Annotated in this window: 13 protein-coding genes and 1 pseudogene (1 of these 14 cut by a window edge); 6 read left to right on the top strand and 8 right to left on the bottom strand. The window is 60.5% G+C overall.

Going from position 1 to position 15,057, the window contains the following annotated elements; translation table 11 throughout:
• The first annotated feature begins 90 nt into the window (after positions 1–90).
• A pseudogene (locus ACTG19_RS12520) lies at positions 91–826 on the top strand (OmpA family lipoprotein).
• A gap of 144 nt (positions 827–970) precedes the next feature.
• Here ACTG19_RS12520 and ACTG19_RS12515 read toward each other — a convergent pair.
• Positions 971–1,318, bottom strand: a complete 348-nt coding sequence (locus ACTG19_RS12515) for a RidA family protein (RefSeq protein WP_113740787.1) — start codon at positions 1,316–1,318, stop codon at positions 971–973.
• A 21-nt stretch (positions 1,319–1,339) separates the two neighbouring features.
• Positions 1,340–1,585 carry a sulfurtransferase TusA gene (tusA, locus tag ACTG19_RS12510; protein WP_005342448.1) on the bottom strand — a complete coding sequence of 82 codons (246 nt, stop codon included), beginning with the start codon at positions 1,583–1,585 and terminating at the stop codon, positions 1,340–1,342.
• Between the two features lie 169 nt (positions 1,586–1,754).
• On the opposite strand from tusA, the gene ACTG19_RS12505 reads away from it, so the two are divergent.
• Entirely contained in the window at positions 1,755–1,946 is a 192-nt protein-coding gene (locus ACTG19_RS12505; RefSeq protein ID WP_005339471.1) for a hypothetical protein, read from the top strand.
• Between the two features lie 75 nt (positions 1,947–2,021).
• Here ACTG19_RS12505 and ACTG19_RS12500 read toward each other — a convergent pair whose 3' ends face one another.
• The 6 genes from ACTG19_RS12500 to ACTG19_RS12475 form a co-directional block, all read right to left on the bottom strand.
• Positions 2,022–3,260: an ABC transporter substrate-binding protein gene (locus ACTG19_RS12500; protein ID WP_113740786.1), complete on the bottom strand. Its 1,239-nt coding sequence runs from the start codon at positions 3,258–3,260 to the stop codon at positions 2,022–2,024.
• Positions 3,261–3,264: 4 nt separating this feature from the next.
• Positions 3,265–4,710, bottom strand: a complete 1,446-nt coding sequence (locus ACTG19_RS12495; RefSeq protein ID WP_005339474.1) for an ATP-binding protein — start codon at positions 4,708–4,710, stop codon at positions 3,265–3,267.
• Positions 4,707–5,429 (bottom strand): response regulator, encoded by a 723-nt coding sequence (locus ACTG19_RS12490; RefSeq protein WP_005339475.1) that lies wholly within the window; start codon positions 5,427–5,429, stop codon positions 4,707–4,709. The genes ACTG19_RS12495 and ACTG19_RS12490 overlap by 4 nt, the downstream gene beginning before the upstream one ends.
• 278 nt (positions 5,430–5,707) lie before the next feature.
• On the bottom strand, positions 5,708–6,871 hold the full coding sequence (fadA, locus tag ACTG19_RS12485; RefSeq protein ID WP_005342451.1) for an acetyl-CoA C-acyltransferase FadA: 1,164 nt from the start codon (positions 6,869–6,871) through the stop codon (positions 5,708–5,710).
• A gap of 21 nt (positions 6,872–6,892) precedes the next feature.
• The gene (gene fadB / locus ACTG19_RS12480; RefSeq protein ID WP_113740785.1) at positions 6,893–9,040 is read right to left on the bottom strand and encodes a fatty acid oxidation complex subunit alpha FadB; all 2,148 of its coding nucleotides are present in this window, start codon (positions 9,038–9,040) and stop codon (positions 6,893–6,895) included.
• 204 nt (positions 9,041–9,244) lie between these two features.
• Positions 9,245–11,182, bottom strand: coding sequence for an acetoacetate--CoA ligase (locus tag ACTG19_RS12475; protein ID WP_439989122.1), 1,938 nt, complete (start codon positions 11,180–11,182; stop codon positions 9,245–9,247).
• A 191-nt stretch (positions 11,183–11,373) separates the two neighbouring features.
• Here ACTG19_RS12475 and pepQ point away from each other — a divergent pair, with 191 nt between their 5' ends.
• The 4 genes in view from pepQ to hemG are tightly spaced (at most 36 nt apart) and all read left to right on the top strand, a layout consistent with a single transcriptional unit that may run on beyond the window.
• Positions 11,374–12,696 carry a Xaa-Pro dipeptidase gene (pepQ, locus tag ACTG19_RS12470; RefSeq protein WP_439989121.1) on the top strand — a complete coding sequence of 441 codons (1,323 nt, stop codon included), beginning with the start codon at positions 11,374–11,376 and terminating at the stop codon, positions 12,694–12,696.
• Positions 12,696–13,313 (top strand): YigZ family protein, encoded by a 618-nt coding sequence (locus ACTG19_RS12465; protein WP_113740782.1) that lies wholly within the window; start codon positions 12,696–12,698, stop codon positions 13,311–13,313. Before pepQ ends, ACTG19_RS12465 begins: the two co-directional genes overlap by 1 nt.
• Before the next feature lie 36 nt (positions 13,314–13,349).
• On the top strand, positions 13,350–14,807 hold the full coding sequence (locus ACTG19_RS12460; protein ID WP_005339482.1) for a TrkH family potassium uptake protein: 1,458 nt from the start codon (positions 13,350–13,352) through the stop codon (positions 14,805–14,807).
• Positions 14,808–14,814: 7 nt separating this feature from the next.
• Positions 14,815–15,057, top strand: partial view of a menaquinone-dependent protoporphyrinogen IX dehydrogenase gene (gene hemG, locus ACTG19_RS12455; RefSeq protein WP_005339483.1) — the 5' portion only. 282 nt of this gene lie beyond the right edge of the window; only the first 243 of its 525 coding nucleotides appear in the window; the start codon lies at positions 14,815–14,817; its stop codon lies beyond the right edge, outside the window.

The following is a 15,057-nucleotide window of genomic DNA, read 5'->3' as shown; positions in this document are numbered from 1 at the left end:
CTGTTCAGGCTTGCGTCAGACAATGGCGTGCCAGCGCGTTACAATCCGGCCCCCGGCATGGTGCCGGATTGTTTTCACAGAGGTTTTTTCATGCGAGCCAAGATCCTGGTGCCTGCTCTGGCACTGACCGTTGCCCTGAGCGGCTGTACCACCAACCCCTACACAGGTGAATCCCAGACCTCCAAAGGTGCCTGGGGCGCGCTGGCTGGCGCCGCTGCCGGTGCGGCCGTAGGTGCGCTCTCCTCCAGCAAGGGTGACCGCAAGAAGGGCATCCTGACCGGCGTTGCTGCTGGCGCGGCCCTGGGTGGCGGTATCGGCTACTACATGCAAGGGTGACCGCAAGAAGGGCATCCTGACCGGCGTTGCTGCTGGCGCGGCCCTGGGTGGCGGTATCGGCTACTACATGGACGTGCAGGAAGCCAAGCTGCGCGAGAAGCTGCAGGGCACCGGCGTCAGCGTGACCCGCAATGGCAATGAGCTGATCCTCAACATGCCGAACAACGTCACCTTCGACAGCTCCAGCTCCCAGCTGAAAGCGGCCGGTGCCAACACCCTCTCCGGCGTGGCCATGGTCGTTGCCGAGTTCGACAAGACCCGCCTGAACGTGGTCGGTCACACCGACAGTACAGGTTCCCGCGATCTGAACATGAAGCTCTCCCGCGATCGTGCCGATGCCGTTGCCGCCCAGCTGATTGGTCAGGGCGTAGCAGGTAGCCGCATCTCCACCACCGGCGTGGGCCCGGATCAGCCGGTTGCTACCAACAGCACCGCCGCTGGCAAAGCCCAGAACCGCCGCGTGACCATTACCCTGACCCCGACCGCCTAAGTCGCTCAGGTTTCGGTAACGAAAAGGCCCCGCCAGTGATGGTGGGGCCTTTCTATTGGCGCCGTTGCGAGCAATGGCGCCTTGTTGCTTGCTCCCTTCTCCCCTCGTGGGAGAAGGGGCGGGGATGAGGGGGATAAGCGCCTCTTAGACAGCCGCTGTCAGCTGCACTTCCACCTTGTAGCCTTCATGGGCCAGACGGGCTTGTACACAGGCTCTAACAGGTGCGGTGCCAGCCGGGATCCAGGCATCCCACTGCTCGTTGAAGGCAGCGATGTCCCGAATGTCTTTCAGATAGATATTGGCCATCAGGATCTTGTCGATGCCGGAGCCGTTGGCTTCCAGCAGGCGTTGCAGGCTTGCCAGCACTTCGCGGGTCTGCTGGTGGATGTCGGCCTCTTCGCTGACGGGCACTTCCACCACGTAGAGGGTGCCATTGTGGATGACCACGTCTGACCAACGCTGGGTGGTGCCGATTCGGGTAATGGTTGTCATGGAGTGCTCCGGTACGGGGGCTTATTGACCCTTGCGGATCAGATAGCGGTAGGGGGCCTGCTCTGTCTCGCTGGCGACCAGGGTGTGATCCATAAAGCGGCAGAAACTGGGGATGTCGCGGGTGGTTGAAGGATCGTCGGCGCTGACCAGCAGGGTCTCGCCATCCGCCATCAGCCGCACTTTCTTGCGAACCATCATAACGGGTTCCGGGCAACGAAGCCCGATTGCGTCCAACTCGTGGGTCGCATCGCAGAATAAATCACTCATCTATTATCAACCTTCAACCTATTCGGCTGCCAATGATACTCAGGGCTAAAAAATAATCAAACAAACGCCCCATCAACCAGCATATGTAACCGAAATGTTATTCGGCCCTATCCAGCTTGCGCCGGACGAGTAATATAAAAATTGAACCATATTCAACAAGGAGGTGAATATGCAGGTCTCCTACGGCAGATTACAAGCCTATGCAGGCATGGGGTTCTTGTCCTTCGCCATGATAGTGATGGGCAGCCCGATCGGGAACACCGGTACCTGGTTCGGCTCCATGGTGATGGTCGGGTTGGGGCTCTGGATCGAGCTCAGCGATTACTATGACGAGGATGAGGACGAGAACGATCAATCCTGAATCGGATGACGATTCAACAACAAAGGCGGAGCAATTCCGCCTTTGTCATTTCTGTCGTTTGGCAATGTGCCCGGATCAGCGGGTCGAGCGCATCGCCCGCTCCAGATGCAGCGCCGTCTGCTCCGGGTTGGCCTTGGGGTCGTTGAAAAAGTTGCTCAGTACATCGAGGATCGCCTGCCGCATATTGGTCGGCGTTGCCATCCCTTCCGCCATGCTGGGCAGCAGGTTGTCCTGCTTTTCCGCCAGCAGGAAATCCTGATAGGAGCGGACGGCGCAGCGGTCGAACTTGCTCATGTCGGGATTGGTCAGCGCCGGAATCGACCCCTTCACCCGATTGAACTCCTCCTGGAATTGCGGCGTCATCAGCAGCTGGGCCAGATCGCCCTGCGCCTGCAGTTGGGCCGGATCCCGCTGTTTGAACATGGCGATGGAGTCGAGGTTGTAGCTGAACAGTCCGGCGCTGCCCGGGCTCGGCAGACAGGCGATATCCTCACCCGGCCGGTAGTTGCCCGCGCTCAGCTCCCCCTTCACCCAGTCCCCCATCACCTGCATGGCGGCGCCACCGCTCTCCAGCAGATTGGTGGCCTGATGCCACTTCAGACCGGCGTATTTTTGCGGCACGTAGGCGCGCAGCTGCTGGAAGCGGGTCAACACCCGCACCATGTCGGGGCCGGTCAGGGTGGCGCTGTCCTGCTCGAGGAACGCCTTGCGATAGAATTCTTTACCCCCCTCACCGAGCGCCACCGTTTCAAACAACACTGCCAGCTGCCAGGGCTCGTTGCCGATGGCGAGCGGAGTGATGCCCCGTTTTTTAAGCTGGTCGGCGACGATGACAAACTGGGCCCAGTCGGTGGGCGGAGTCAGCTTGTTGAGCTCGAACACCTTGCGGTTGAGCCACAGCCAGTTGACCCGGTGGATACCGGTGGGCACCGCCATCAGGGCGCCATTCTGGCTGAGGGTGGCACGCACCATGGGCGGCATCTGACTGTACCAGCCGAGGTGTTCGGCCATGGGGGTGAGATCGCGCAGGAAGCCGAGCCCGGCCCACTCCTTGAGCTCGTAGCCCTTGAGGTGGGCCGCTTCTGGCGGGTTGGCGGCCAGTGCCCGGCTCTTCAATACCGTCATGGCACTCTTGCCGCCGCCGCCCTGCACTGCAAAGTCGTTCCACTGGTTGCCCTGTTTGGTCCACTCGGATTTGAGCACTTCGACCGCTTTCGCTTCGCCGCCGGATGTCCACCAGTGCAGCACCTCCACCTGGGAGGCGGCAACGGGAGCAGAGAGCAGGGCGATGACAGAAAAAGACAACCACTTCATAAGGTTACTGCCTTGGTAGGGAGAGCGTGGCCTGCAGGCCACCTTGCGGACGATTTTCCAGCACCAGATCGCCGCCGTGGGCGTGGGCAATGTTGCGGGCGATGCCTAGGCCGAGGCCGGTGCCGGCCTGATCCGTGCTGAGCCGGTAATAGGGTTCGAAGATGCGCTCGAACTGATCGTCCGGCAGGCCGGGGCCCTCATCCATGATGAAGAGGATCAGCATCTCCTCGTCATCCATGATGATGATGCGCACCCGCTGGCCATATTTGATGCCGTTGTCCACCAGATTGCCGATGCAGCGCTTGAGCGCCAGCAGCTTGCCGCGATAGGGCCACTTGCAGTGCCCTTCGATGGTCAGCCGCTCGTCGTGCAGGTTCATCGACTCCGCCATCTGCTCAAGCAGGGCGTTGATGTCGATCTCCTCGATATTCTCGTGAATGTCGGTCTCTTTGACCGTCTGCAGCGCCCCTTTCACCATCAGCTCCAGCTCGTCGAGATCCTTGTTGAACTTGGCGATTTGCACCTCGTCATCGAGCAGTTCGACCCGCAGCCGCAGCCGGGTGATGGGGGTCTTGAGGTCGTGGGAGATGGAGCTGAACAGCCGCTCTCTATCGTCGATATAACGACGAATGCGGTGCTGCATGATGTTGAAGGCGCGGGTCGCCGCCACGATTTCCGATGCTCCTTCCTCCTTGAGCGAAGGTTGGTCGATATCTTTGCCCAGATTCACCGCCGCCTTGGCGAGACGGCGTAGCGGGCGGGTCTGCCAGCGCACCAGCATAAAGGTGAAGAAGCAGAGGAACACCGTCATCAGGGCGATGAAACGCACCTGGTTGCTTGGCATGACGGTGTCATCCAGCGTCATGTAGGGAGCGGGCAGCAGGGCCGCCAGATAGAGCCACTCCCCCTTTTCAATCTCGATCTGGGTCACCAGCACCGGCGGATTGAGCGGCTCCAGCGACAGGGTGTAGCGGGCCCAGGAGGAGGGGAGATCCGCCAGCAGGGTGTCGTTGTTGAAGACGTGGAGGTCATCGGGTCGGGAGAAGTCCACCTTGATCGCCATGGCGTCGGAGAGCTTGCGGGTCAGCACTCCCTGAACCTCCTCCAGCACCTGCGTCTTGCGTTCGCTGTCGGGGATGGCGTTGATGTGTATCTCTTCCTCGTTGAGCGAGACGAAGAAGCGGCTGCCCCCCATGTTGCGCAGCTGGTCCAGCGCGATGTGGCGATATTGCAGCGGCAGGGATTTGAAGAAGTTGACGGTGGAGGCGGCAGACATGGCGAGGTTGCGGGTTGTGCTGAGCATCCCCTCCAGTTCCCGCTTCTGGATCTGCTGCATCCAGATGCCGGTCAGAATGGTCTGGGAGAGCAGGATGGCCAGCAACAGCAGCAGGATCATCCGTGACAACAGGGAGCGGGGCACCAGCGCCCCCCAGGACCACTTGTTGCTCATGGCAGCTCGTGCACCTCGGCGATCAGCATGTAGCCGCTACCGCGGATGGTTTTGATGATGCGCGGGCTCTTGCCGTTATCGCCCAGCTTCTGGCGCAGACGGCTGATCTGCACGTCGATGCCGCGCTCCATCGGCAGGCTTTCGCGGCCGCGGGTGGCATCCGAGATGGTGTCGCGATCCAGCACCACGCCGGGCTGTTGCAGGAACATGCCGAGCAGCATGGCATCGCTGCCGGAGAGATCCAGCAGGCTGCCATCGTCATGGGTCAGCTGGTGGCTCAGGGTGTCGAGGGTCCACTCGGCAAAACGCAGGCGGCGGCTCGGCTCTTTCTCTTTTTCCGGCTGGCGGAATTCGGCGCGGCGCAGCAGCGCCTTGATGCGGGCCTGCAGTTCGCGGGGGCTGAACGGCTTGGCGATATAGTCGTCGGCGCCGAGTTCGAGGCCGATCACCCGATCCGCTTCGTCGGAGGCGGCGGTCAGCATGATGATGGGCACCTGGGAGTCACGACGGATCTGCTGGCAGAGGGTAAAACCATCCTCGCCGGGCATCATGATGTCCAGAATAATCAGGTCCGGGCTGTGCTGGGCGAGTTGCTGACGCATCTCGTTGCCCTCCGCCGCCGTCAATACCTGAAAGCCCGCCCGGGTCAGGTACTCATTGAGCAGCTCGCGGATCTCTTGGTCGTCATCGACGATCAGCAGTTGTTTGCTCATTGACATATGTATGTGCATCCACCCATTTTTTTGTGCAGATTGAACCTGTCGGGGGAGTAAAAAGCAAGCAAGCCCCCTATCTAATGTGAGGTTTAAGGCAATAACAGCCTATTGATAAGATTAAAACGAAAAAAGGCCGACCCAAACGGGACGGCCAACAGACAGCTTCTGACCACTGACGAGCACCCCGTGTGGCGATCGTCACAGACTTGAAAAGGGGCCAGTCAGACTGGCCCCGAAAAGGGACAACTCTCAGTAGTGCATCCCGTCGATCCGGCTGGTTATCACACTCGTTCAAATACGGTGGCGATGCCCTGACCCAGACCGATACACATGGTGGCAACCCCCAGGGTGGCATCCTTCTCCTCCATCAGATTGATGAGGGTGGTGGAGATGCGGGCGCCGGAGCAGCCGAGCGGGTGACCCAGCGCAATGGCGCCGCCATTCAGGTTGACCTTCTCGTCCACCAGATCCTGCAGACCCAGATCCTTCACGCAAGGCAGAGACTGGGCGGCAAACGCCTCGTTCAGCTCGAACAGGTCGATATCACCGACAGTCAGACCGGCACGTTTGAGCGCCTTCTGGGTCGCCGGCACCGGGCCGTAACCCATGATGGCGGCGTCACAGCCGGCGATGGCCATGGCACGTACCTTGGCGCGCGGCGTGAGGCCGAGGGCCTTGGCGCGATCCGCGCTCATCACCAGCATGGCGGCGGCGCCGTCAGACAGCGCCGAGGAGCTGCCGGCGGTGACGGTGCCGTTGACCGGGTCAAACACCGGGCGCAGTTGGCTCAGGGTTTCGACCGTGGTCTCCGGGCGGATCACCTCGTCGTAGTCGTAGAAGAAGCGGGCGCCGCTGGCGTCATGGCCTTCCAGCCCGACGATCTCCTTGGCAAAACGCCCTTCCACGGTGGCCGCGTGAGCGCGGCGGTGGGAGCGGGCGGCAAATTCGTCCTGCTGCTGACGACTGATGCCGTGCAGCTTGCCGAGCATCTCGGCGGTCAGCCCCATCATGCCGGAGGCTTTCGCCACCGACTTGGCCATGCCGGGATGGAAGTCAACGCCGTGGCTCATCGGCACGTGACCCATGTGCTCGACGCCGCCGATGATGAAGATATCCCCGTCACCCACCTGAATGGCGCGGGAGGCGTCGTGCAGCGCCTGCATACTGGAGCCGCACAGACGGTTGACGGTGACCGCTCCCACCTGCTTCGGAATACCGGCCAGCAGTGCGGCGTTGCGGGCGATGTTGAAGCCCTGCTCCAGGGTCTGCTGCACGCAGCCCCAGTAGATATCCTCGATCTCGTTCGGGTCGAGGTTGGGGTTGCGCAGCAGGATGGATTTCATCAGGTGCGCGGACAGATCTTCTGCACGCACGTTGCGGAAGGCGCCGCCCTTGGACCGGCCCATCGGGGTCCGGATACAGTCGACAATGACTACGTCTTTCATGAATGGATCTCCTTTCCGCAATCAGTAGAAGGTTTTGCCCTGGGCGGCCATCTCGCGCAGCTTGTCGCTGACGCGGTAGAGCGGGCCCAAATCGGCATACTGGTCGGCCATGGCCACGTAGCGATCCAGACCGATAGTGTCCAGATAGCGGAACACGCCGCCGCGGAAGGGAGGGAAGCCCAGACCGTAGACCAGCGCGATGTCGGCTTCGGCTGGCGTGGCGACAATGCCCTCTTCCAGACAGAGCACCACCTCGTTGATCATCGGGATCATCATGCGAGCGATGATGGCTTCCTTGTCGAAATCCTGTTTCGGCTTGGCGATGGGGGCCAGCAGCTCGTAGCTAGCTGCGTCGGCCACCTTCTTCGGCTTGCCCTTCTTGTCCTGCTCGTAGGCGTAGAAGCCCTTGCCGTTCTTCTGACCGAAGCGGTTGACCTCGTACATCACGTCGATGGCGGTGCGACCGTCCTTGCTCATACGTGCCGGGAAACCCTGCGCCATCACGTCGCCGGCATGGTGACCGGTGTCGATACCGACTACGTCCAGCAGGTAAGCGGGGCCCATCGGCCAGCCGAACTCTTTCTCCATCACCTTGTCGACGGCGGCGAAGTCGGCGCCATCGGCGACCAGCTTGTTGAAGCCGAAGAAGTAGGGGAACAGCACCCGGTTGACGAAGAAGCCCGGGCAATCGTTGACCACCACAGGGGACTTGCCCATGGCGGCGGCATAGGCCACCACGCGGTTGATGGTTTCATCGGAGGTTTGCTCGCCGCGGATGATCTCCACCAGTGGCATGCGGTGCACCGGGTTGAAGAAGTGCATGCCGCAGAAGTTCTGCGGGCGCTTCAGCCCCTTGGCCAGCAGGGAGATGGGAATAGTGGAGGTGTTGCTGGCGAGCACGGCATCATCACTGATGATCCCTTCCACTTCGCCCAGTACGGCGGCCTTCACTTTCGGGTTCTCGACCACGGCTTCGACCACGACGTCCACGCCTTTGACGTTGTCATAGCTGAGGGTCGGAGTGATGGCAGAGAGCACCTGGCCCATCTTGATGCCATCGATGCGGCCCTTTTCGAGCTGGCCGTTGAGCAGCTTGGTGGCTTCGCCCATGCCAAGTGCCAGCGCCTTCTCGTTGATATCCTTCATCACCGCCGGGATACCCTTGCTGGCAGACTGGTAGGCGATGCCGCCGCCCATGATGCCGGCACCCAGTACGGCGGCGTGGCCAGTGGCCTTGCTTGCCTGCTTGGCCGCCTTCTTGGCCAGCGCCTTGATGTGTTGATCGTTCAGGAAGATGCCGACCAGCGCCTTGGCCACGTCGGTCTTGGCCAGCTTGATAAAGCCCTGTGCTTCAACAACCAGCGCTTCGTCACGGCCCATACCTGCGGCGGCCTCGACGGTTTTCACCGCCGTCATCGGTGCCGGATAGTGTTTGCCCGCCACGGCGGCAACCATGCCGGCGGCGGTGGTGAAGCTCATCATGGCTTCCAGTTTGGAGAGGCGCAGCGGCGCTTTCTTGGCGGCACGACGGCTCTGCCAGTCCAGTTTGCCCGCGATGGCGTCCTTGATCATCTGCAGTGCAGCACTCTGCAGCGCGTCAGGGGCGACCACGGCATCGATGGCTCCCACCTTGAGGGCGTCATCGGCACGGTAATCCTTGCCGGTGGTGATCCACTCGAGCGCGTTGTCGGCACCGATCACTCGTGGCAGACGGACGGTGCCGCCAAAGCCCGGCATGATGCCGAGTTTGGTCTCGGGTAAGCCGATTTTGGCGGTGGTGTCGGCCAGACGGAAGTCGGTGGAGAGAATGGTCTCGCAGCCGCCGCCCAGAGCGTGGCCCTTGATGGCAGAGAGGGTCGGAACCGGCAGATCTTCGATGGCATTGAAGATGTCGTTGGCCTTTTTCAGCCAGCCGAGCAGATCTTCTTGCGGCAGATCGAACAGTTCCAGGAATTCGGTAATGTCGGCACCGACGATAAAGGCGTCTTTGCCGGAGGTGAGGATCAGACCTTTTAGTTCACGTTCTTGTTGTAATGCGGCGATCGCTTCGCTCAGGGAGAGCAGGGTAGCGCGATCCAGCTTGTTGACTGAACCCGGGGCATCAAACCTCAGCTCGGCAATGCCGTTTTCGAGGTAGCTGACCGACAGGGTTTCGCCTTGGTAGATCATGAGAGTGTCTCCTTGTTCCCACTCAGTGGGGAGTGGTGCTCCTTAATCCCCAGCAGGGGGCGAGGCTCACTATTGATCCAAAAGGAGACATTTTCAACACCTATTTAAAACATTTGTTTAACAGATCTCGAGTAAAAGCTCTTCATCACAAAACGGGCAAAACAGAGGCGCCTTGCGGCGCCTCGGATGACTGTGAGTTTGCTATCAACTGGCCAGTTCCGGCCGGTTGCGATACTGGTTCAGCACCTCGGGATCGGCGAGGGCGTGGGTATTGTTGACCGGCCGGTTGTGCACCACTTCGCGAACCGCCAGTTCGACGATCTTGCCGGACTTGGTGCGTGGGATGGCATCCACCTGCAGGATGCGGGCGGGCACGTGGCGAGCGGTGCAGTGCTGCTTTATTTGCTGGCGGATCCGCTCGCGCAGCGGCTCATCCAGCTTGCAGCCCGCCTTGAGCTTGACGAACAGCACCACCCGTTCGTCCTGCTGCCACTGCTGGCCGATGACGATGCTCTCCTCCACCTCGTCGAGTTGTTCAACATAGCGATAGATCTCGCTGGTGCCGATGCGCACGCCGCCCGGGTTGAGGGTGGCGTCGGAGCGGCCGTAGAACAGAATGCCGCCGGTCGGGGTCAGCTCGATCCAGTCGCCGTGGCACCAGATGTTGTCGAACCGCTCGAAGTAGGCTGCGTGGTACTTGTCGCCATTCTCGTCGCCCCAGAAGTAGATGGGCTGGGCCGGGAACGGCTTGGTGCAGACCAGCTCGCCCTTCTCCCCCTGCACCGGCTGGCCCGCCTCGTTGAATACCTGCACCGCGAGACCGAGGCCGCGCCCCTGACTCTCGCCGCGATAGACCGGGCTGAGTGGATTGCCGATGACGAAGCAGGAGCAGATATCGGTGCCACCTGAGATGGAGCTGAGCTGCACATCCTGTTTTATCTGCTGGTAGACGTAGTCGAACCCCTCCGGCGACAGCACAGATCCTGTGCTGCAGATCAGCCGCAAGTACGGCAAGTCGTGGCTCTTGATGGGGGCATAACCCTGCTTGTGCAGCGCATCAAGATATTTGGCCGAGGTACCGAACAAGCTGACTTGCTCGTCGCGGGCGAGATCCCACAGCACATTGCCATCCGGGTAAAACGGCGAGCCGTCATAGAGCACCAGGGTGGCGCCGGAGGCGAGGGCGCTTACCAGCCAGTTCCACATCATCCAGCCGCAGGTGGTGAAGTAGAAGATCCGCTCCCCCGGTTTGATGTCGCAGTGCAGCTGGTGCTCTTTCAGGTGTTGCAGCAGTGTGCCGCCGATGCCGTGCACGATGCACTTGGGTTTGCCGGTGGTGCCGGATGAATAGAGGATATAGAGCGGGTCATTGAAGGCCATCGGCTCGAACTGGAGGCTGGCGTCCGGCTGGCTCGCCAGCAGTTGCTGCCAGTTGTGGCCAAGCTGCAGCGGGTTGCCGAGCAGGGGGATCATCACCGTCTGCTCTATGCTGCCGATCTGGCTGACGACCCCTACTACTTTGTCCTGAATATTGATGGCCTTGCCGTTGTAGCGATAGCCATCCACGGCAAACAGCACTCGCGGCCGGGTCTGGCCGAAGCGCTCTACCACGCTGGCCTCGCCAAAGTCGGGGCTGGTGGAGGTCCAGATCGCCCCCAGACTGGTGGTTGCCAGCATGGCTACCACGGTTTCCGGGATATTGGGCAGATAGGCGGCGACCACATCGCCACGACCAATCCCCTGATGACGCAGCCACTGAGCCAGCCGGGCAACTTGTTCCCCCAGTTCACCCCAGCTCAGAGTACGGCTTGGGCTACCTTCGATGCGGGAGATGATGGCCGGGCTCTCGTCCTGACGGCGCAGCAGGTTTTCGGCGAAGTTGAGGCGGCTATCGGGGAACCAGCGAGTGCGCTGCATATCCTGACGGTTCTCCGCCACTATGTTGCCGAGCTCGCCCTTGACGCCGCAGTGCTGCCATACCAGCGGCCAGAAACGGGTGGTCTTCTCCACCGACCATTGATAAAGCTGCGGGTAGTTCTGCAACTGCAAGCCGTGGAAACGGTTCACCTCCGCCATAAAACGGTAGAGGTTGGATTGCTGAATCCCGAGCGGATCCGGTTGCCACAGGCAGAGGTTGTCCATGAGTAATCCCTGACTTCATGTATCTACCGGCAGTGTATTGAATTGTTTTTGATTTGTTAACGGCTGGTTCTCTGTTGATAACAAACACGTTTGTAACGTATGCGTTACCTCACGAAGCGGCTGCTTGACGGGTCGAGCCGCCAAGCGCTTGATGTTATGCTGCAATCACATTCACCTCGGAGCAGGACGCCATGAGCAGCTACAGCCAACTTTTTGCCCAGCATCTCGATACTTTGCAGCAACGCACCCGCGATATCCTGCAGCAACAGGGACTTGGCGGGCTGGCCATCCACTCCGGCCAGACCCACCGTATATTCCTCGATGATCAGGATTACCCGTTCAAGGTAAACCCGCACTTCAAGGCCTGGTTGCCGGTGCTGGACAATCCCCACTGCTGGCTGCTGGTGGACGGGGTGAACAAACCAATCCTGCTGTTCTATCGTCCGGTCGATTTCTGGCACAAGGTGGCGGATCTGCCCAATGCCTTCTGGGTCGAGTTCTTCGATATCCGCTTCCTGACCCGACCGGAACAAGTCGCCGATCATCTGCCGGGCAACAAGCAGGAGTGGGCCTATCTGGGCGGTCATCTGGAAGTAGCCGAGCTGCTTGGTCTGACCCAGCCCAATCCCGAGGCGGTACTCAACTACCTGCACTATCACCGCGCCTACAAGACCCCCTACGAGCTGGAGTGCCTGCGTGAGGCGAACCGGATTGGGGTGCGCGGCCATATCGCCGCCAAGGACTCCTTTATGGCGGGGGCGAGCGAGTTCGAGATCAATCTGGCCTACATGAAAGCGGTCGGGCAGGGGGCCAATGAGGCGCCCTACGGCAATATCGTCGCCATCAACCGCAATGCGGCTATCCTTCACTACACCCATTTGTCCGCCGTGCGGGTGCCGGATGCGGAGCGCCACTCCTTCCTGATCGATGCCGGCGTCGATTTTCACGGTTATGCCTCCGACATCACTCGTACCTGGGCGTGGCGTCGTGGCGAGTTTGCCGATCTAATTGCCGCCCTCGACGAGCAGCAGCAGGAGATCATCAAGGAGATCAAACCGGGTCGCCGCTACAGCGAGCTGCACCTGCAGATGCACCACAAGCTGGCGCGCCTGCTGCAAACCACCGAGCTGGTGGACATGTCGGTAGACGAGATGATCAACACCGGGGTGACCAATGTCTTCTTCCCCCACGGCCTCGGCCACTTCCTCGGTTTGCAGGTGCACGATGCGGGTGGTTTCATGCAGGATGAGCGCGGCACCCACCTGGCGGCGCCCGAGCTGTTCCCCTATCTGCGCTGCACCCGGGTGATGGAGGTGGGTCAGGTGTTCACCATCGAGCCGGGACTCTACTTCATCGACAGTTTGCTGGAGCCGCTGCGTCAGGGCGAACAGGGCAAGCGGGTCAACTGGAACAAGGTGGAGGCGCTGCGTCCGTTCGGCGGCATCCGCATCGAAGACAACGTGGTGCTGCACGCCAATGGGGTGGAGAACATGACCAGACAAGCAGGGCTCTGATGGCGGCAGCGTACTCTATTCCGGCTGCCCCGCTGGAGTTGACCGAAGAGATAAAGAAGAGTCGCTTCATTACCCTGATCGCCCACACCCCGACCGTCGAGGCGGCCAAGGGGTGGGTCAACGAGATCAAGCGCCAACATCCGGCCGCTCGCCACCACTGCTGGGCCTTTGTGGCGGGCGCGCCGCAAGATAGTCAGGTTTATGGCTTCAGCGATGATGGCGAACCGTCCGGTACCGCGGGCAAGCCGATCCTGGCCCAGTTGATGGGCTCGGGGATCGGTGAAATTTGCGCCGTGGTAGTGCGTTACTACGGCGGCATCCAGCTTGGCACCGGTGGACTGGTCAAAGCCTATGGGGGCGGCGTCGGTGCCGCCCTCAAGCAGCTGCCCACCCTGCTCAAGGTGCCGCGCACTCCCTCCCTCATTCACTGCGATTACGGTGACATGGGGACAGTCGAGTCGCTGATCAGCAGTCACAACGGCGAATTGCTGGCGGCGGATTACGGTCAGCAGGTCACCTTGCAGGTGGCGTGGGAGTCCTTGGTTTGGGCTCAGGTGGACCGTGAATTGACCGACCGGACTCATGGGCGGGTATCCCTCAGCCCCTTAGATGGCTAGAATCCATCGCTCTTTAATTGGGGAAAGGGAGCTGTAATGCACATCCTTAGCATTATTCGCATTGTTGGCCTGCTGGTTGCGCTGTTCAGCTCGACCATGCTGTTGCCTGCACTGGTGGCCTTTGGCTATCGGGATGGTGGTGGTGCCGAGTTTGTCAGCTCTTTTCTGATCGCCCTGCTGCTCGGGGTGGTGCTCTGGTTTCCCAACCGCTATCACAAGAAGGAGATGCGCTCGAAAGAGGGCTTCCTCATCGTGGTGCTGTTCTGGACCGTGCTGGGCAGTGTGGGGGCGGTGCCCTTTATCATGAGCGACGTGCCGGATATGTCGGTCTCGGAGGCCTTCTTCGAATCTTTTTCCGGCCTGACCACCACTGGCGCAACGGTACTGACCGGGCTCGATAATCTGCCCAAGGCGTTTCTGTTCTATCGCCAGCTGCTGCAGTGGCTGGGGGGCATGGGGATCATCGTACTGGCGGTGGCCATACTGCCGCTGCTGGGGATCGGGGGCATGCAGCTCTATCGCGCCGAGATCCCGGGGCCGGTAAAGGATACCAAGGTGACGCCGCGCATCGCCGAAACGGCCAAGGCGCTCTGGTTCATCTATCTGCTGCTGACCGCGCTCTGTGCGCTGGCCTACTGGCTCGCCGGAATGACGCTGTTCGATGCGGTCTGCCATTCGTTCTCTACTCTGTCGGTCGGTGGTTTCTCCACTCACGATGCCAGCATCGGATTCTTCAACAGTCCGGTCATCAACCTGATTACCGTGGTGTTCCTGCTGCTGGCCAGCGTGAACTTTGCGCTCCACTTTACCGTCTTCTCTCACCGCCCGGTGCGGCTCGGTCGCTACCTTTACGATTCTGAACTCAAGGTGTTTCTGGCCATCCAGGCGACTCTGGTGATGATCTGCTTTGTCGCCTTGCTGACCCACGGACACTACGCCACCTGGCAAGAGGCGCTCAACCACGGGCTGTTCCAGGCGGTCTCTCTGGGTACCACCACCGGCTACAGCACCACGACCTATGCCGACTGGCCCTCGTTCCTGCCCATGCTGCTGATGTTCTCCGCCTTTATTGGCTGTTGTGCAGGCAGTACCGGCGGCGGCATCAAGGTGATGCGTTTCATGATCCTGTTCATGCAGGGGATGCGCGAGTTGAAGCGGTTGGTTCACCCCAGAGCCATCTATACCTTGAAGCTGGGGAATAGGGCGGTGCCCGAGCGCATCGTCGAGGCGGTGTGGGGCTACTTCGCCACCTATATTATTCTCTTCTTTATGTTCATGCTGCTGTTGCTGATGACGGGGCTGAACGAAGTGACCGCATTCACCGCTGTGGCTGCGGCTTTCACCAACGTAGGCCCGGGTTTGGGAGAGGTATCAGCCAACTTCGGCAATATCTCGCCAGCGGCCCAGTGGGTACTGGTGTTGGCTATGTTGTTTGGCCGATTGGAAATTTTCACGCTTCTGGTACTGTTTACTCCTGCATTCTGGCGTAGTTGAGGTTGTTATGGACAAGATTCTGGTGCTTTATTCCTCTCGGGATGGCCAAACCCGCAAAATAGTCGATGTCATGCTGGAGCAGATGCCGGGATGCGAAGTGGTGATGCACGACCTGCACACCTTGCCGATGTGCAACCTCAGCAAGTATGCCAAGGTCTTGATCGGCGCCTCCATTCGTTATGGCAACTTCCACCCCAGCCTGTTCAGCTTTATTCATGCTCATCAGGAGCAGCTGGAGGTGGCCAATGCG

Source organism: Aeromonas sp. 3P, from assembly GCF_051919745.1.
In the GTDB taxonomy this organism is placed as follows: Bacteria; Pseudomonadota; Gammaproteobacteria; order Enterobacterales; family Aeromonadaceae; genus Aeromonas; species Aeromonas veronii.
This window is presented reverse-complemented; position numbering and strand designations above follow the sequence as displayed.